This window comes from Paenibacillus sp. J31R98, from assembly GCF_056269245.1.
Window position 1 is genome coordinate 112,292 of record NZ_JBWDNO010000011.1, and the last position, 17,558, is coordinate 129,849.

Annotated in this window: 18 protein-coding genes; 9 read left to right on the plus strand and 9 right to left on the minus strand. The window is 53.0% G+C overall.

The annotated features are described in order from the left end of the window. Positions 1-19 precede the first annotated feature (19 nt). The 8 genes from AC0YNX_RS28565 (at position 20) to AC0YNX_RS28600 (ending at position 7,729) form a co-directional block, all read left to right on the plus strand. Positions 20-1,165, plus strand: a complete 1,146-nt coding sequence (locus AC0YNX_RS28565; RefSeq protein ID WP_475819109.1) for an HD-GYP domain-containing protein — start codon at positions 20-22, stop codon at positions 1,163-1,165. Positions 1,166-1,408: 243 nt separating this feature from the next. Next, positions 1,409-2,539, plus strand: coding sequence for a radical SAM/CxCxxxxC motif protein YfkAB (yfkAB, locus tag AC0YNX_RS28570; RefSeq protein WP_475819110.1), 1,131 nt, complete (start codon positions 1,409-1,411; stop codon positions 2,537-2,539). A gap of 75 nt (positions 2,540-2,614) precedes the next feature. Continuing rightward, positions 2,615-3,964, plus strand: coding sequence for a hemolysin family protein (locus tag AC0YNX_RS28575; RefSeq protein WP_475819111.1), 1,350 nt, complete (start codon positions 2,615-2,617; stop codon positions 3,962-3,964). A gap of 182 nt (positions 3,965-4,146) precedes the next feature. Further along, a complete protein-coding gene (locus tag AC0YNX_RS28580; protein WP_475819207.1) occupies positions 4,147-4,368 on the plus strand; it encodes a spore coat associated protein CotJA in 222 nt (73 codons plus the stop codon). A 3-nt stretch (positions 4,369-4,371) separates the two neighbouring features. Continuing rightward, positions 4,372-4,635: a spore coat protein CotJB gene (locus AC0YNX_RS28585; RefSeq protein WP_475819112.1), complete on the plus strand. Its 264-nt coding sequence runs from the start codon at positions 4,372-4,374 to the stop codon at positions 4,633-4,635. A gap of 27 nt (positions 4,636-4,662) precedes the next feature. Further along, entirely contained in the window at positions 4,663-5,232 is a 570-nt protein-coding gene (locus tag AC0YNX_RS28590) for a manganese catalase family protein (protein WP_475819113.1), read from the plus strand. 176 nt (positions 5,233-5,408) lie between these two features. Continuing rightward, complete coding sequence (locus AC0YNX_RS28595) at positions 5,409-6,575, plus strand: phosphodiester glycosidase family protein (RefSeq protein WP_475819114.1); 1,167 nt, start codon at positions 5,409-5,411, stop codon at positions 6,573-6,575. Between the two features lie 509 nt (positions 6,576-7,084). Further along, on the plus strand, positions 7,085-7,729 hold the full coding sequence (locus tag AC0YNX_RS28600; RefSeq protein ID WP_475819208.1) for an HAD family hydrolase: 645 nt from the start codon (positions 7,085-7,087) through the stop codon (positions 7,727-7,729). A gap of 51 nt (positions 7,730-7,780) precedes the next feature. Here the strand turns inward: AC0YNX_RS28600 and AC0YNX_RS28605 are convergent, their stop codons facing one another. The 6 genes from AC0YNX_RS28605 to AC0YNX_RS28630 all read right to left on the minus strand — a co-directional run bounded on the left by AC0YNX_RS28605 (position 7,781) and on the right by AC0YNX_RS28630 (position 14,606). Beyond that, positions 7,781-8,911, minus strand: a complete 1,131-nt coding sequence (locus tag AC0YNX_RS28605) for a YheC/YheD family endospore coat-associated protein (protein WP_475819115.1) — start codon at positions 8,909-8,911, stop codon at positions 7,781-7,783. Positions 8,912-8,999: 88 nt separating this feature from the next. Then, positions 9,000-9,482, minus strand: a complete 483-nt coding sequence (locus AC0YNX_RS28610) for a GNAT family N-acetyltransferase (protein ID WP_475819116.1) — start codon at positions 9,480-9,482, stop codon at positions 9,000-9,002. Between the two features lie 32 nt (positions 9,483-9,514). After that, positions 9,515-10,660, minus strand: a complete 1,146-nt coding sequence (locus AC0YNX_RS28615) for a YheC/YheD family endospore coat-associated protein (RefSeq protein ID WP_475819117.1) — start codon at positions 10,658-10,660, stop codon at positions 9,515-9,517. After that, complete coding sequence (locus AC0YNX_RS28620; RefSeq protein ID WP_475819118.1) at positions 10,660-12,036, minus strand: YheC/YheD family endospore coat-associated protein; 1,377 nt, start codon at positions 12,034-12,036, stop codon at positions 10,660-10,662. The genes AC0YNX_RS28615 and AC0YNX_RS28620 overlap by 1 nt, the downstream gene beginning before the upstream one ends. Beyond that, on the minus strand, positions 12,033-13,223 hold the full coding sequence (locus AC0YNX_RS28625; RefSeq protein WP_475819119.1) for a YheC/YheD family endospore coat-associated protein: 1,191 nt from the start codon (positions 13,221-13,223) through the stop codon (positions 12,033-12,035). The genes AC0YNX_RS28620 and AC0YNX_RS28625 overlap by 4 nt, the downstream gene beginning before the upstream one ends. 21 nt (positions 13,224-13,244) lie before the next feature. Beyond that, a complete protein-coding gene (locus tag AC0YNX_RS28630; protein WP_475819120.1) occupies positions 13,245-14,606 on the minus strand; it encodes a YheC/YheD family endospore coat-associated protein in 1,362 nt (453 codons plus the stop codon). A 274-nt stretch (positions 14,607-14,880) separates the two neighbouring features. Here AC0YNX_RS28630 and AC0YNX_RS28635 point away from each other — a divergent pair, with 274 nt between their 5' ends. After that, on the plus strand, positions 14,881-16,173 hold the full coding sequence (locus tag AC0YNX_RS28635) for a DRTGG domain-containing protein (protein ID WP_475819209.1): 1,293 nt from the start codon (positions 14,881-14,883) through the stop codon (positions 16,171-16,173). Between the two features lie 7 nt (positions 16,174-16,180). Here the strand turns inward: AC0YNX_RS28635 and AC0YNX_RS28640 are convergent, their stop codons facing one another. The 3 genes from AC0YNX_RS28640 to AC0YNX_RS28650 form a co-directional block, all read right to left on the minus strand. Next, complete coding sequence (locus tag AC0YNX_RS28640; RefSeq protein WP_475819121.1) at positions 16,181-16,477, minus strand: YtpI family protein; 297 nt, start codon at positions 16,475-16,477, stop codon at positions 16,181-16,183. A gap of 110 nt (positions 16,478-16,587) precedes the next feature. Continuing rightward, complete coding sequence (locus AC0YNX_RS28645; protein ID WP_475819122.1) at positions 16,588-17,100, minus strand: sporulation membrane protein YtrI; 513 nt, start codon at positions 17,098-17,100, stop codon at positions 16,588-16,590. Positions 17,101-17,103: 3 nt separating this feature from the next. Continuing rightward, positions 17,104-17,430 (minus strand): YtrH family sporulation protein, encoded by a 327-nt coding sequence (locus AC0YNX_RS28650; RefSeq protein ID WP_475819210.1) that lies wholly within the window; start codon positions 17,428-17,430, stop codon positions 17,104-17,106. Between the last annotated feature and the right edge of the window lie 128 nt (positions 17,431-17,558).

Consider the following 17,558-nt stretch of genomic DNA (forward strand, 5'->3'; position numbering starts at 1 on the left):
CAAGGCAGGGGTCGATACGATGCGATTATTGCCCATAGAGATGTGCCGACCAGGTATGCGTTTAGCCAAAAAGATCTATTCGGAAGAAGGAGTCGTTCTCCTGAGTGAGAATGTCGAACTATCGACACGGCTGATTAACCGACTTTCGGAATGCGGAGTCCATTTCGTCTACATTCAGGACCCCCGCTTGGCTGACCTCGTTATACCTGATCTGATCAGCGAAGAGACTAGACAACGGGCGCTTAGTGGAATTCGCACAAATTTCCGCGATCTAATGGATCGGCCCAATCGGAAGACCGGCGTGACTTATCCATACATTGCCAAGTCGTTCAAACAGATTATGGGAATGGTCATTGATGATTTATCCGGTCAGAAGGATGCTATGATTATGCTCATGAACATGGGCATCGTTGACGATTACTTATTTCAGCATTCTTTGAATGTTGCCGTGTATACGACACTGCTCGGCATTGCGAACGGATACACCAGAGACGAGCTGATGACGCTTGGCCTTGGGGCGATGCTTCATGATATCGGCAAGACCCAGATCAGCCCGAATATTCTTAAGAAACAAGGCTCGCTTACGATGGATGAATATGAAGAGATGAAGCGGCACGCCGAACGCGGTTATTACTTGCTGAAGGACGAGCCAAACATTCCTCTCATTGCAGCGCATTGTGCGTACCAGCATCATGAACGGCTAGACGGCAGCGGTTATCCAAGGGGCATTAAAGGGGACGAGATCCATGAGTATGCAAAGTGGATTGGGCTTGTCGACTCCTATGATGCGATGACGACAACACGCATTTATCGTAGGCCGATGTTGCCGCACGAAGCGGTAGAGTCGCTGTATGCAGGGACGGGCACACTTTATGAGCAGCGCATGCTCCAGCTGTTCAGAGATAAAGTTGCAATTTATCCGCTCGGAATAACCGTTAAGCTGCAGTCTGGTGAATATGGCGTCGTGGTCGATATTAACTCCTCATGTCCGCACCGTCCGGTTGTACGCGTGCTGAATAACGCTTATGGCGAACAACTGAACGCACCATATGAGCTGGATCTGTCGACACAGCTGACAACAATGATTGTCGGCGTGAACGATGATCCGCATTTACCCGAAGGTTCCAAACGCAATCATCAAGAATCCTTTTCTCTTTATACGTAATGACAGGGAGCCGATGAGGCTCCTTTTTTCTGGATCACTCACTTTTAGAGGTGAGCAGTGTTTGCAACATGCGAGCATGAACATTACAATAAGAAGATATATGAAGAACGAACGTTTTTTTAAAATCTAAGAAAGCATACGTATTCGATATTCTTTGCTTAGATTTCTCCGCGAAACGTAAGATTTTGCCGAGAAGATGGCGACAGCCGTTTACACTTATTAAAAGTCAGGTGCTGAGAAGAAATGCAAAATGCAATACGTTTTACTGAACCCTATACCAATCACTCGCATTCTAACGATCTTTGGGATCCGATTCTCTCTTTGCGGGAGCATGGACGGCATGTGCTGACAAGCGTAGAGATGACCATGTCCAATCTCTGTAATATGCGCTGTGAGCATTGTGCTGTTGGCGATACGCTCGTCATGGCTGAGCCGGCGAAGCTGCCGCTTGACCAAATGCTGCGCAGGCTCGATGAAGTCGAGCATTTGAAGACCATCAGTATCACCGGCGGAGAGCCGACCTTCTCGTCTCGTACGGTGAAGGAATACATTATACCGCTGTTGAAATACGCGCGCAGCCGGGGATTATCCTCGCAGATCAACTCCAACATTACGCTTGATTACAGCCGTTATGAGGAGATTGCGCCGTACCTAGACGTCATGCATATCTCATTTAACTATACGAATAGCGATGATTTTCATGAAATCGGGTTTGCCAAGAGTGGTCACCCGGTTCCGAAAGAAACAGCTGCTCGAATGTATGAGCGGATGATCGACAATGCGCGCCGCCTCAGCGATGGAGGACTGTTCGTCTCGGCAGAGTCCATGATAAATTATCGCACTTATAACAAAATGCCTGAGATTCACAAGCTAATCATCGAAATGGGCTGCAAACGCCATGAGGTTCACCCGATGTATCCGAGTGCGTTCGCAGCAGATTTGCCTGTCATTACGCCTGCTCAAATGCGTGACGCCGTTAACGCGTTGCTCGACAGCCGTGATCCATCGATCTGGATGCTGTTCGGTACGCTGCCGTTCTACTACTGCAACGAGAATGCGGAAGACCGCAAGCTGCTTCAGCGACTTGCTGCCGAGAAGCTCGTTACGGTTCGGAACGATCCGGATGGTCGCAACCGACTGAACGTTAATTTGTTCACTGGCGATGTGTTCGTTACTGACTTCTCTGATGTGCCGGCGTTCGGCAACATTGGCGAAGACCGACTGGATGAGTTGTTCGGCCGATGGCTTGAGCATCCGCTTGCCCGCAGTGTGGACTGTCATTGTCCGGCTGCCGCTTGCTGCGGTCCGAACCTGCTTGTGAAAGATATGTATTACCGGGATGTCGATTTCGGTACTCGTCAAGCCATTTTATAGAAGCGATTATACAACGCGAAGGCGTAGGCGAGACAACACCGGCTGATTGCCGGGTGAGGGGAGCGTACAAACGCTGTGCATGAATTTGAATTTGGCAAGATCTTTCTGAATGTCTCGGTTGTCCTTATTCTTGTATTGCTTAACGGCTTCTTCGTCGCGGCGGAATTCGCACTAGTCAAGGTGCGGCAATCCCGCCTGACACAGCTGTCCAACGAGGGACATACGCGTGCCAAATACGCACTGAAAGTAAATAAACGGCTTGACTCCTATCTATCTGCGACACAGTTCGGCATTACACTTGCATCACTCGCGCTCGGTTGGGTGGGAGAGCCGGCGATTACCGATCTCATCGTTGAACCGATCTTTGCAGCAATCGGCTTGTCCGATGGTCCGGTCTTGCATACGGTCTCGGTCGTGATCGGGTTCTTGGTTATTACCTTCCTGCATATCGTTCTTGGCGAGCTTGCTCCGAAGTCGCTTGCGATTCAGAAGTCCGAAGCGACGTCTCTCTGGCTGTCGATGCCCTTGCTCTACTTCTACCGCATGTTCCTTCCGGTTATTTGGGCTCTGAACGGCTCTGCGAATAAGTTGTTGCGCATTATAGGTGTTGAACCGGCAAGTGAGCATGATTCTGCGCATACGGAGGAAGAAATTCGGATTCTCATGGATCAGAGCGCGAAGAGCGGCATTATTAACAAAGAAGAGCTGCAGCTGTTCGACAACATATTCGAATTCTCCGATCGGTTGGCACGCGAGGTGATGCTGCCTCGTACCGATATGGACTGCTTGTATGCAGATCAATCCTTCATAGATAATATGAAGCATGTTTATGCGACGAAGCATACGCGTTATCCAGTCTGCGTGGAAGATAAGGATCAATTGATCGGTTTCGTACATATTACGGATCTGCTGACGGCAGATCCGGATGAAGAGCAGTCGCTGCGCCAGTTCCTTCGCCCGATACTGAATGTACCGGAATCGATGGAGATTAGCCACGTGCTGAAGCTGATGCAGCGCAAGCATTCGCAGCTTGCCATCGTTGTCGACGAGTATGGAGGCACGGCAGGCATGCTGACAACTGAGCTGATTCTTGAAGAAATTGTCGGCGAGATTCATGACGAATTTGATAATGAGCAGCCGAATGTTGTCGTTAACGGTGACATCACTTCGGTTGATGGCCGGATGCTGATCGAAGAGATGAACGATCTGTTCAATCTAGATATTGAAGACGATGACGTGGATACGATTGGCGGTTGGCTATTCACGAAGCTGGAAGGGAACCCTGTCGTTGGCAAGAAGATCGAGACAGGCGGCTATGTGTTTGAAGTGGCCGAGAGCGAGCGGCTGCGTGTGCTGCGCGTCCACATCTACGTTTCCCCGAAACCGGACGAAGAGAGCGCATCAGCGGACCAAGAGCAAGAATAATGTATGGAGTCTGTGCCTGGATAACAGGTACAGACTTTTTTTTGTTTACGCAAGAAGTTAAATATTACCCGGGAAATCATGAAATAAATCAGATTAGGAAACAAATCTAGGCGGTTGTCATATATTTGAGAAATAATGCTTTGTTTGAGATGCGCATTGTGAGGAGGAGAGCACAAGTGAATGTGACGAAGCAAACGCGCGAGTGGTATCCCTTTGTCGGTCCTTTTGACCCTTGTCCACCAAAGTATGTGAAGTCTTATTCTGTTCCGCCCAATCAATTCATTCCATACCAGCCCATGAATTTGCCGCAATTTCCGCTGGCGGATGCCTTGAGACTTGGCACGCTCTGGCCTGCATTGTATAGCCCATATGAGTCCAAATGCAAGCCGGCAGGAGGGGCATAACGGATGAATAAGAAGCTGGATGAGAACTATTACCGCAAGCTTCTGGAGCTGCAGCAGCTGGATTTTGCACTGGTTGAACTAACCCTTTATCTGGATACACATCCGAACGATCTGCAGGCATTGCAGCAGTTTAATCAATTGGCTCAGCAACGTCAGCAATGTGCCACGCAGTTCGAGATGGAGTATGGGCCGCTTATGCAATTCGGACATAGCTATTCGAAGTATCCTTGGCAATGGGTAGAGAGCCCTTGGCCTTGGCAGGTATAAGCATAGGCGGAGGGAGGGAGATGCTGCATGTGGATTTATGAGAAGAAGCTGCAATATCCGGTTCGGGTCAGCAAATGCGATCCTCGGGTTGCTCGCTATCTTGTTGAGCAGTACGGCGGAGCTGACGGCGAGTTATCGGCGGCGCTGCGTTACTTAAACCAGCGGTATTCGATACCGGATAAAGTCGTCGGATTACTTACAGATATTGGAACAGAAGAGTTCGCACATCTGGAGATGATCGCGACAATGATCTACAAGCTGACGAAGGATGCGACTCCGCGGCAGCTCGAAGAAGCGGGACTTGGCTCGAACTACGTCAATCATGATAACGGACTGTTCTATGCCAATTCGTCTGGTGTGCCGTGGACCGCAGCGTACATCGGAACCAAAGGAGATCCCCTTGCTGACCTCTATGAGGATATAGCGGCGGAGGAGAAAGCGCGGGCGACGTATCAATGGATTATCGATATGACGGACGATGTGGATTTGCAGGATGGATTGAAATTTCTGCGTGAGCGGGAAATTGTCCATGCGATGCGGTTCAAAGAAGCGGTCGAGATGATCAAGGCGGACAGGGACACCAAAAAAGTATTTTAATTTGCAGGATTGATGGATCAAGAGCTGGCATGCCGTGGAGGTGTGCCGGCTTTTTTTGACGTGAGAAAACGTTAAAAAAATGTTAATTTTTAGGCTGACTGAAACTTTTCGGTGATTGTCGGCGTCTACATGGTACGAACATTACTCGAATTTTGGAAAAGAGGCAGCCTTCATAGATGGAAACAAATTTACCAGCGCGCAGCAGAACGGGATCGTCCTCTGTTCCGCCAAGAAGATCAACACCTCCGCAGACGCCTTTTGCCCGACGTCTTAAGCGGATTGTAAAAATTACCGCAATTACCGCAGTCGTGCTATTCATGCTCGGCCTTGGCGGTATCATCTGGATGTTTATTACGCCATCAGGCAACAACTTCCGCTATCTGATCGCAGATACGCTCATTACGACTCAGCACCGTTATTTGGCCAAATATATCATTGGTCAGCATGAGCTCGACACACGGGTAAAGGCGTACCAGAACCGTTTTGACGCGATGGGTGAGGAACGGGATACGCATGAGATCAAACCTGGTGCAGGTGAGCAGACCGGCTCTGACAGCGGTGCAGAAGAGCAGGAGAAGCCGCTTGTTGAAATTGAGAAAATTTCCGGGCATGGATACAGCGGCTATGTCATGACCGTCAACGATCCGAAGAAGATCCGTATCGTCGTGCCGCAGAAAGCAGGCCGAGGCGAACGTGTGCTGAGCATGGTACAGCGAACAGGTGCGATTGCAGGTGTGAACGGCGGCGGCTTTGCCGATCCGAATTGGCAAGGTAACGGCTTCCAGCCGATTGGCGTCGTTATGTCGGGGGGCAAGCTGTTCTACAGTGACCTTGGCAAGTCGCGTTCGACGCAGATTGTAGGGCTCGATAAGGATGGCAAAATGATCGCAGGCCGCTATTCGCTTAACGAGCTCCAGCAGCTTGGCGTGCAGGAAGCGGTGACGTTCCAGCCGCGTATTATCGTCAACGGCAAAGGGCTGATTAAGAACGCAGCAGACGGCTGGGGCATTGCGCCGAGAACGGCTATGGGCCAGCGGGAGGACGGAACCATTCTGTTCGTCGTCATTGACGGCCGCCAGCCGGGCCACAGTATTGGAGCAAACCTCTACGATGTGCAGAATATTATGCTCGCGCATGGCGCAGTCATCGCCGCGAACCTTGATGGCGGCTCTTCCACGATGCTCGTGAAGGATGGAGCCGTGCTGAACAAGCCGTCAACGAAGAGCAGCGAGGGCAGATACTTGCCGACGGCTTGGCTTGTGTTCGATCATCCGGAGCAGGCGGATATTGCAAACGTGTGGGCAGGACTTAAGCCAGGGGATATTGATCCAGGTAAATGGTAGCAGATAGAGGGTAGAAAGCAACTCAGAGTGCAGAAATGAAAGTTGGAGTGCCGGAGAGAGGTCTAGTGGACTGCTTCTCCGGCACTTTGTTGTTGTTCAGGCCAGCTGCTTGCGGGCTCAGGAGGCTAACGGTACCCAGACGTAACGGTACCCAGACGCGTTATTTGGCGCAAATGGCTCTTTTCTGGCATGTAACGGATCACAGAAGCGCTATTTGTATGAAATCGGTCTCTATCGGTAGTAAATGAGGTAAATAACGTCTCTGGAGTCCGTTACAGATATTTGACCGCTACTTTTGAACGAATAAGGTCTATACGTTCCGTTAGACGGGCGATTGCTGACAGGCTGTTGGAGATTGGCCGAGGTGCGAAAATGAATAACGGTGACTCATGATCAGTCAAGCGCGTCTTGCGCCTCTATCGTATCTTCCAGTATGATAAAAGGCATTAAATGGTGAAAAGGGGTTTGTTCGCTTGAGCAGCTTGAAACAGTTGGCGCAACCTGAAGCAATGATTTTTGATATGGACGGTACGTTGTTCGAGACGGATACGCTGCTTGTTCATGTGCATGAGCGGATCTTCAAGACGCTTCGCAGCGAGGGGCTGTACATGCAGCCTACGCCGCCGGTGGAGAAGCTGCTCTCGTGCCTCGGCATGCTGCTTGAAGATATTTGGCGTAAAGTAATGCCTGACGCCTCGGAAGCGGCGCAGCGCAGAGCGGATGAGCTCATGCTGCAATATGAGCTGGAAGGGCTTGAAGCTGGCGAGGGAGAGCTATATCCGCATGTAGCGGAGACGCTGCAGGTGTTGAAAGAACGCGGGTATAAGCTATTTGTTGCCAGCAATGGACTGGAGAAGTATGTAAAAGAGGTGGCGCGCTATAAGGGCATCGCACCGCTCTTCGACGGCTTGTACAGCGCAGGCGAGTACGGCACCGCCTCGAAGGTTCAGCTTGTCGCGCGGCTCATGGCCGATCACGGCGTTGCATCCGCGTGGATGGTCGGCGACCGCTCCTCGGATGTGGAAGCGGGCAAAGGCAACGGCTTGCAGGTCGTCGGCTGTGCTTATGCGGTCTACGGGCGACAGGAGGAGCTACAGGGCTCCGACGCGCTTATAAGCGACTTCCGGCAGCTGCTGGAGCTGGCGGGGGAGTAGAAAGCGCAAAAAGCAAGCTGAGAGAGCCAATACGCTCTCTCAGCTTGCTTTTCAATCATATGACGACGGGACGAGCTTCTCTTTCCGTCGTTTTTTTTGTTCGTGCAGCCATATGGCATACTCCAGCGGCCTAATGATAGCGGTCCGGTAGGTGTCGCGTTCGCCGGCTTGGATGAACACTTCGCGGGCTGGCTTCGGGTTGACCTCGAGCAGCCAGATTTGGCCTTTGCGGTCGATTGCAAGATCGAGTGCGAGCTCGCATAACCGGCCGTAGGACTGTTCGAGAAACTCAGCGATTTCGACACCGAGCAGCTCTGCTCGCTCCACGATGTCATTCGTCTCTTTCTCGTTTTTAATCCAATCGCCGAGCAGCTCTTTCATCTTGATCGCTTGCCCGCCGCCGTGAAGATTCGACGTGATGCTGCCGGATGCGCCAATGCGCCCGGCGCAGCCCGTCACTTCCCACTCGCCTTGCCCATTCTTCTGCACGAGCATCCGGTAGTCGTGAACCCGCCCGTTCGGCAGCTTCAGCTGAATGCCCTGCTGGACGATGTAGTGGTTGTCTTTCAAGTTCCAGGAAGCCAATCTGTTCTGAATGCTGGACAGCGCGACCCGTTGCGGCGACACGATTCGGCGAGACTGGTCACGTCCTTGGATCGAGTAACTGGTCCCTTGTTTCTCAATCCGAAGGATGCCGCGGCCGCCGGTTCCGTTAATCGGCTTTAAGTAGACGAGCGGATACTTGCGGATCATCTCCATCAAGTCATTCGAGCTCTCATACAAGCGCGTTTGAGGAAGATGCTCCTTGAATACCTCTTCCTTGCGCATGGTTTTGTAAACCGTCCATTTGTTACGCAGCACGCGGTTCAGGAAGGTGAGATGCCCGTATTTCCTGCGAAAATTACTCAGCTCCACGAAGCGATGGCTCTTCTGAATCCGGCACCGGTCATAGATCATATGGGGAAAAGAACGCCACTTCCGCGTCCAGCTCTTCGTAGCAGCATCATACATATGTGCGTTAATCCGGTTCTGTGTAAAGTTCACGTCCGAAGGCGTGAATACGAACACCTCTAGGCCGAGCTTCTTCCCGGCGATGATCATCTTCTGATAAACAGGTCTCTCCTCGAGCAGGCCATTGTCATTGAGATAGAGGGTTAGGATGCCGAGAACCGGCTGACCCATAATAACTCCTCCTAAACATTTTTGCGATTATTAGCGAAGGTGGGGCAGAACTCTCACATCCGAAGCTTGCAAAAACATCCTGTAGCGGTTAGCTTTCAAAGCGGAGCGTCGGCTTCCCCGTCGGACCGGTATGCAGGCTGACCGCTTTCATGCCGGCGCGGAAGCACATGCCCATGCTCTCCGGATTATCAGCGGCAACCGTGCAAGCAAGACGCCCGAGGCGCCGCTGTAATGCCGCGAGCAGCGCGCTCCCGGCGCCTCGGCCGCGAAACTCCGGCGAGACGACAACGAAGCAGGCCCGCTCGCCGCCGTCCTCTGCGAAAGCGACGGCGGCGAGCTTGCCGCTTACTACGGCAATGGCAATCGCCGCTTCAACTCCAGCTTCGCCGCCACTGCCACTGCCATTGTTACTGCCGCCCGCTCTGCTTGCCACGAGCCGCGCCGGAGCGAGCTCCTGAAGCGCCGCAAGCGCTGCGGTCGTAATCCGTTTATCGCCGTGCCGATACAGGAAACGAGTGATCTTCTCTTTCGATGCCGACCACTGGGACGGCGATAACAGCTTCACTTGCATCGCAGCTTCACTCCTCAGTACAACTACAGCAGCTACAGCCCGCGCATCTTCAGCAAATATTGGCTGTACTGAAAGATCCGGTCGAGCGAACGTTTGCGGATGTCCGGTTCATCGAATTTCATCGGCTTCGCATTCGCCTCGAAGAACCACACTTGACCGTCCTGATCGACGCCGAGATCCATCGACATCTCCATCAGCTTGCGGCGGGAACCGCGTTCGATCTGCCTCGCGATAATGAGCGCTGTATTGCGAGTCTTTATTAGCAGTTTACGTGCTTCATCTTGGCCAAATACGCTGACAAGCAGCTTCTCCGGATCTTCGATGCTGCCGCCGCGCGGCACATGCGTCGTAATGCTATAGGAGCCGGCGACTCGCGCGCCGATGCCGCTAATATCCCACTGGCCGCGGCGGTTCTTCTGCACAAGTGTCCGCAGGTCGAAGGAGCGCTCGTTGAACGCTGCGAGCTGAATGCCCTGCTGGGCAATGTATCGATCGCCGCTGCTTTCTTTTACAATCCGTGACCATAGCTTCGCTATCGAGCCGCAGTTGTAAGATGTGCTGCCCTTTTCGCCTTGAATCTTGAGTGTGTAGGGGAGTGTCTTCTCTGGCTGCAGCTGAATCGTCATAATGCCTTTGCCTGCTTTGCCGCTGACCGGCTTCAAGTAGAGGAAACGGTGTTTCAGCATCATTTTGCCGAGCCCGCCAGCTGTCAACAGGCGCCGCGTAGCGGGAATGAACGGCTGCGTCGTGCGGGACTGGCGGAGCCATTTGAATAAGCTCCACTTATTGAAGAACGAAGGATTAAAGATTTGGATTTGCGGATGGCTGACGCAGGCCGCGATCTTCCGTCTGACCTCCGGCTGCAATTCATCCTCACGCAGAGGAATACGGTTGTAGATCAAGTTCGGTACTGGGAACTTCTGCCCGATCCACGTATCGGTATCTCTGTCGTAAGTGAAGCCGTCAAGCAGCTTCCGACTAAGCTTCAGCTGCTTGACAGTTACGACGTAAACAAGGAAGCCATGGCCTGAGCCTGCTGCGATAATGTCGGCGAAGTTGCTCCGGTTGCCGCGAAACAGCTGGATGTCATCTTCAATCGTCAATATGGCGAGAACGGGCTGCTTGCTCAGAATGATGGCGGCTTCGTCCGCAGAATCCTCGTGAAATACGAGAGCCATCAATCTTCGCCTCCTTGCCCCGTGAACTTGCTGAGATACATGCAGTGCTCCAGGATATGATTAACCGACTCCCGTCCCTGCGCGCGCAGTGCAGGATGGCTGAAGATTGAACGGCCTGGCTTGGCGTTGGCTTCAAACATCCATACATCGCCATCCTTGTCGATGCCGATATCAAGGCCGAGCTCGCCGAGCGTATGCGGGAAGTTGCGTTCGATTGCTTCCGAGAGCTTCACGGAAACCTCTTTCGCTTTCGTCAGCATCTCGTCTGAGCGTTCACCGAAGGCTTGCTTGAGCGCTTGCTCCGGCGTGAGCAATTGGCCGCCATTCTTGATATGCGTCGTTACGCTGCCTCGGCCTGCTTTCTTCGCGCCGATGCCGACCGGCACCCATTCGTTGTTGCCGTTCTTATGCATGTGGAAGCGGAAGTCGATTGGGCATCCGTCGATTTCAATAAGCCGCACGCCTTGCTGGCTCACATACCGGCCGAGCCCGCTGCCGTGCCTGGTTTCCAGCATTCGCATCAAGCTGTTGAAGTTCGTAAAGCGCAGCAGCACGTTCGTGCCGCCTCTGCGGTATCTCGCGAAGTATCCGCGCTTCGGATGATACGTCAGCCGATAGATCCCAATGCCAAGGCTGCCCGCAGTCGGCTTGAAGTAGATGAATTGATGCTTCTCTAGCATCTCTTTTATTTTATCTGAGCGCGGATTGTTAACAGACTCCGGCAAATGCTCGAGTGCCTCTACGTCCTGGTCGAGCAGCTTATAGACATCAGATTTATTGAAGAAGCTCCAGTTGAAGAACGGAACGCCTTTGCGGATGAATCTCTCCCGTAACGACATGATTGTAGAAGTCGTCTCGGCGACGCGGCTCGGCAGCCGGTTATAGACAACATCGGGCAGAGGAACGACCTTGCGGTACCAGCCGCCGGTGCTGTTCAGGAAGTAGCCGTTGATGGTGCCTTGATTCCAGTTCACGTCTCGCGGCGTGAAGGCGAAGAAGTAGGCTTTGCGTTCTCCCATCCGAAGCAGCTGGCGTATATAGCCGGAGCGAGAGCCGAATGGCGACTCGCTGGAGCGTGCGCCGTCCGTCAGGACGCCGATGAGCGGACCAAGCTGAACCTCGTTGTCGTCCCCTTGAATGAAGGAGATGCTGCCGGCTTTCGGCACGCGGATCGATTGGCGCACGCCTGCGGACAGATAGAGATGGTGGCCTTGGCGCTCGATTGTTTTGACCGCTGCGGTTATTCGCTCGTGACCAAGCTTAAGTTGGATCGTCTTCTTGCCGGCGAGCTTTAACGATTTAAGGAGTGAGCCCGACAGATAGACGATGCGGTCACTTGATGGTGAGAAGTGTACATGACAAGATGTCAAACTCATGGATGAACCTCCTGGATGTATCTCCCTTGATTTCGGTTGGAATGGAATATCGGTTTCTGGCGTGCCGCCAGATGCAGGGCATATTGAAGCGGCCGTATGACCGCAGCTTCATAGGTGCGCTCATCATCCTCAAAAGACTGGCGGCCAGGTCTGCTGTTTGCTTCCAGCAGCCATATCCGGCCGTCCTGTTCAATGCCGAAGTCTATCCCAAGCTCGGCAAGCCGCCCGAAATGCTGTTCCAGCACTTCGGCTGCGCATTCGCTGATTCGGCGGATGAGCTGCAGCATCTGAGCTGCGACTTCTTCGCCGAAGCGCTCAGCCAGCGCATCTGCGGCATTCGCCGCTGTGCCCCCGCCGTGCAAATTCGAGGTAACGCTTCCGCTCTCTCCCGTGCGCAGTGCTGCTCCGGTGAATGACCACCTGCCAAATCCGTCCTTCTGCACAAGTGCTCGAACGTCGAAGGGGCAGCCATCCTCGTCAATCAGCTTCAGGCAAGGCTGGATGACATAGGGCGCGCCTGCGGTGAAACGGAAGATCCAGCTGCTAACGTTCCGCCAGCTGGTGAATGCATGTGAAAGAGGACGGTTTCTTCGGTCTCTGCCATCAAGCTGCCAGCCGTTCTCCGCCCGAATGAGTCGAAATGCGCCTCTGCCTTGCGCGCCGGCAGATGGTTTCATGAAGATGCCTTCCTCGTGCTGGCTCGCCGCAAGCTCAAGGCTTTGTGCTCCGGAATAGCCGAGCGAGCGCGGGACATGCGGCGCTAGCTTGGCATTGCCGCTCAATACGCTGTAGACATATAACTTGCCGGGAAGCGAGCCGTTTAGCAGTATATACGGCTTCAATCGTTTGAGTTCGTTCAGCGCCTCCATTGTCAGCGCATAGTGATCGGATGACTTAGGCAGAGCCCGGTCATAAACAAGGTCGGGAAGCGGGAAGCTTCCAGCCTGCCATACGCCGCCTTGCAGCTGATAGCCGCGAAGCATCCGGCTTGCCGCATAAGGGACGCTGGTGGCGCAGAAGAAATAAACGAGCAGCCCAAGCGATTGCCCGAGCCGACTCAGCAGTCGGCAGAATGAGTCTTCCGGCAATGCGGAAGGCGTCATGCTCTCGCCTTGCGCAGATGCGGACTTCGGACGAATTTCACTGATCATAACGCCAAGGACAGGGGATTGCTCAGAGATAGCCAAGCGGTCGCTACCTCCTTTTCGTTAAAATTCGGCAAGATGCCGGGCATAGCGAATCAAGTTTCGGACGGAAGGGCGGATTTTGTTATCCTGCAGCGGAGTGTTATCGTTCTTGGACGGCTTCGAGTTGACCTCGAGCAGCCAGACCCGCCCGCTCGTATCGAGCGCCAGATCTATTCCAAGCTCACCGAAGTGAGCAGGGATATGCGTATCGATTCCCTTTGCAATTTCAAGAGCAGCGCGGGTTAGCTTCGCTGGCGCGTCGTGACTGCCGGAGAGATTAGACTTCGCGACCGCCTCGCGCACGGTGCTGAGCGTGCCGCCTCTGGCGAGATTGGAGACGAAATGATTGCTTCCGGCTGTGCGTGCGACGATTGAAGTAAGCATCCATTTGCCTTGCTCATTCTTCTGAACTAGTGCCCGGAAGTCGACCGGCCGACCTAGAATATCAATCAGGTGAAGGCCTTGCTGAATCTGGTAACGGACCGTTTTCATTTTGCCGGAGATGGAGGCGTACAGCTTGGCGATCCCGTTAAAATGCTGCCTCCGCGTACCAAGCGTCGTTGCATATTGCGCCGAGTAAGAATCGGCGTCGACTCTGGTGATGCGGATAATGCCTTTGCCCAGACTGCCGCGCACCGGCTTGAGGAAGACGGTGTTGTACTTGCTGCACATGGACTTTAGCATCGGCAAGCTCCGCAGCACATGCGACTCCGGCAAATATTTGATGAGAGAGGAGTCCTTCACCAGCGCTTCGAACACTTCGGATTTATCGAGAAACTTCTCGTTGAACACCGTGCTGCCGTGCCGCAGCTTCACCTCTTTAATAAACTGCTGTACATTCGGGCGATTCTCCAGCTTGCGGCTCGTTAAACGGTTGTTGACGATGTCGGGAACAGGCATCATCACTTTCCGCCAGCCATCGGAGTAGACCCATCCCTCGACATTATTGAAATTATCTGTCACATGATCCGGCGTAAAAAAATATACGTGAGCGCCTTGGGCGGCGCAGGCATCGACGAGCTCCTTGCAGAACATAGTGATGGAGCCGAAAGGCCGATCTCGTGTTTCGGGATCGTCACGGCTGATCAGTACGCCGATTAAGGGGCCGAGAGAGAGAGTGGACGTATCGTAGTTATAACGTATGCGCAGCGACGTACTTACGAACAAGCCCATCTTTCTTGCCAAGCTTTGACCGATGCGCATGCCGTCATATCGCTCGACAGGCACTACTTTGACATAGTGGCGAAGCGCTCCAAACTTCAGGATAACCGGCTGTCCTTGCGGGATTTTCCACTGTCTTAAATAAGCATCGCCGAGCATTATGGCATCATCCGGCAAGATGCCTGGGCTGATGACCTGAACGGCGACTTTCGATTTGAGCATCGACGAAGCTCCTTCCAGGCTGGAGGATGACGAGGTGCAGCTTCTGAAGTCTTAAACAGTAACACACGAATTAATTCATCATATGAGGACAGATATACCTTGGTGATTAGCGGACAGCGTAGGTACAGGGAAAAATAGGCAGATGCCCCGCGTTTTTTCTGAAAACTTGACCTGCTTCTGCTACAATAAGACATACCGAATACAAGACAAGGAGTGACCGTCCGTGGCTTCCGGAGTAAATGGGCTAGAATCGCTAACGAAACACGAGCGTCTTATGCAATATATTAAAGCGCTCGAAATCGGTACCAAATTATCGGTGCGCACGATGGCGGAAGAACTCGATGTGAGCGAAGGCACGGCCTACAAGGCGATCAAGGATGCGGAATCGGCCGGGCTTGTGAGCACGAAGGAGCGGATCGGCACGGTCCGCATTCAGCGCCGCAACAGGGAGACGCTCGACCGGCTGACGTTCGGCGAGGTTGTGGAGATCGTGCAAGGCGAGCTGTTCGGCGGCGCGGCAGGTCTCGATAATACCCTGCACAAATTCGTCATCGGCGCGATGGAGCTTGATGCGATGGTGCGATATATCGACGCAGGCAGTCTGCTAATTGTCGGTAACCGGGAAGGGGCACATAGATGCGCGCTCGAGCAAGGCGCAGGCGTGTTGATTACTGGGGGCTTCGGCACAAGCGAAGAGATTAAGCGGCTCGCGGATGAGAAAGGGCTGCCGATTCTCTCCTCCAAGTACGACACCTTTACCGTCGCTTCGATGATTAACCGGGCGATGTTCGACAGGCTGATCCGCCAGAAAATCATGCTCGTCGAAGACATCGTCACTTACAGCCGTCCGGTTGAGACGATGCGTCTTGGCGAGACGAAGAACGATTATATGCAGCTTGCAGCGAGGGTTGGCGGCTCGCGCTTCCCGGTACTTGATGACCGTGGACGAGTCGTTGGCATGATGACTGCCAAGGATGCCGAAGGCGAGCCGGATACACAGCTCGTTGACAAGCTGATGACGCGCAGCCCGATTACGGCGGCACCGAATATTCCGATTGCATCGGCGGCGCATACGATGGCGGCTGAAGGCATTGATCTGCTGCCGATCGTCGATAAGAACCGCAAGCTTCTCGCGGCTCTGAGCCGAACGGAAGTGCTGGAAGCGATGCGTTACGCGGGCAAGCAGAAGGAGTCCGGTGAAACGTTCGATGAATTGATCGGTGCGGGATTCGTGAAAAAAGAGAATGATCAGAGTGATTGGCTCTACGAGGGCCGGATAACGCCGCAAATGTCCGGGACGTTCGGCACAATTTCCGAAGGGGTGCTGGTCACTTTAATGACGCAGGCTGCGCGGGGATTAATACGCGAGATGGGGAAGCGGGACTATATCATTGAGAGTATGACGACCTATTTCGTAAGGCCGATTCAGCTGGAGAGCGAAGTGGTTATCGAGCCGAGCCTGCTGGAGATGAGCCGCAAGAGCGCCAAGCTCGAGATCGAGCTGAGGGACCCTAGCGGCCTCGCTGCCAAAGCGATGCTAACGGCGCAATTAATTGATCCGTACTGATTCCGAACTAACCTTTCATAGAGCGGTATATGCTGTTGTTGCGCAAGCCCGCGAACAGGTTGAACAGGCCAAGCACGATAAATAGTGCGCCAATAATGACTTTAACCGTTGATCCGTTGTATGCGAGCATGACGAACAGGGCGATGAAGATCAGCATGATGCCCATGTAGATGTTCATGCATGCGGCATAGATGCCACGTTGCCTTGTATCGTTTGATCGGCGAGCTTTATAGCTGTTATAAACCGAGAATAGCGATGCGCCGATAATCACGATGACGATCAACCAGTGAAGTGTACTTTCCATGACGCTTTATGCAACTCCTTATATGTGCTGTGCAGCTTATGCACGTTTGTCCCATTGTAGCATGAATTGCCGTATCAGCGAAAATAAGCCTGCGTTCCCACCTGTGTCAATTATGTGATCGGTCTATTGTAAGACTCTGCTTTAAACCACACCTGCAGCACATTATCGACGACGAGCATCGTCCGAATTTCGACCGTGTATTCTTTGCCACTCGCAAGCAAATAAACTTTATTATCCAGCAGCTCCCGGCCAAGCTCGCCATTGGCGTTAATTTTATAGATGCTTGTGCCGACGAATACGCTCAAGTCCTTCCTCAGCCTATCCTTCAGCTCCTTCTTCATCTGCTCGTCCGTCAAACCGGGACGATCCGATGCTTTATTGTCCAGCAAGATTGGCAGAACAGTCTTAATGACCGTATGCTGATCTTTGAATTTATTCAGCTTCTCAATCCGATCCTCATACTCAATCAATTTATCCTCAAGCTCTGTATGGCTGTCTCGCAAAGCGTTGAAGCTCATAAAGAACACCGCGTGATAGGCCATCGCCCCTATTATGGCGCCAAGCACGACAAAGGCGCATGCCTGCATGAGCCTGGAGAACCGTTCAAAGGGTGGAACGCGCATCGATCAGACCGCCCCTCTGCACAGCCAGCGTATCAGTTCTGTCCCCATATGCGCGCCGAGAAAGGCGCACAGAATGTAGGCGATCTGGAGCGCAACTGGTGATAAATGCCCCTCGATCATATTGCTTTCAATGACGCGCATTGGGTCAATTGTCCCCCCTACAGCGGCGACGAGCGCCCAAATCTTGAGCCGTGACGCGGTTTCCAGCATGATGGCAGCAGGAGCTGAGAGCACGAATACCGAGCCTATTCCAGCCAGCATGGAGCCGCCGAACACAACGCCAAAGGCAATGAAGAAGTCGATCATCGCATTCGATAAGAAAGAATTCATCTTGTTCATTACACCCTCCTGTGGGAGTACATGGAATACATGGGGGGAGGCTCCGCAATCAGCTCGTCCCCTAGTCCATTCTATGGGCGAGCAAGGCGTCAATATGATAAACTAGTATAAAATGATTG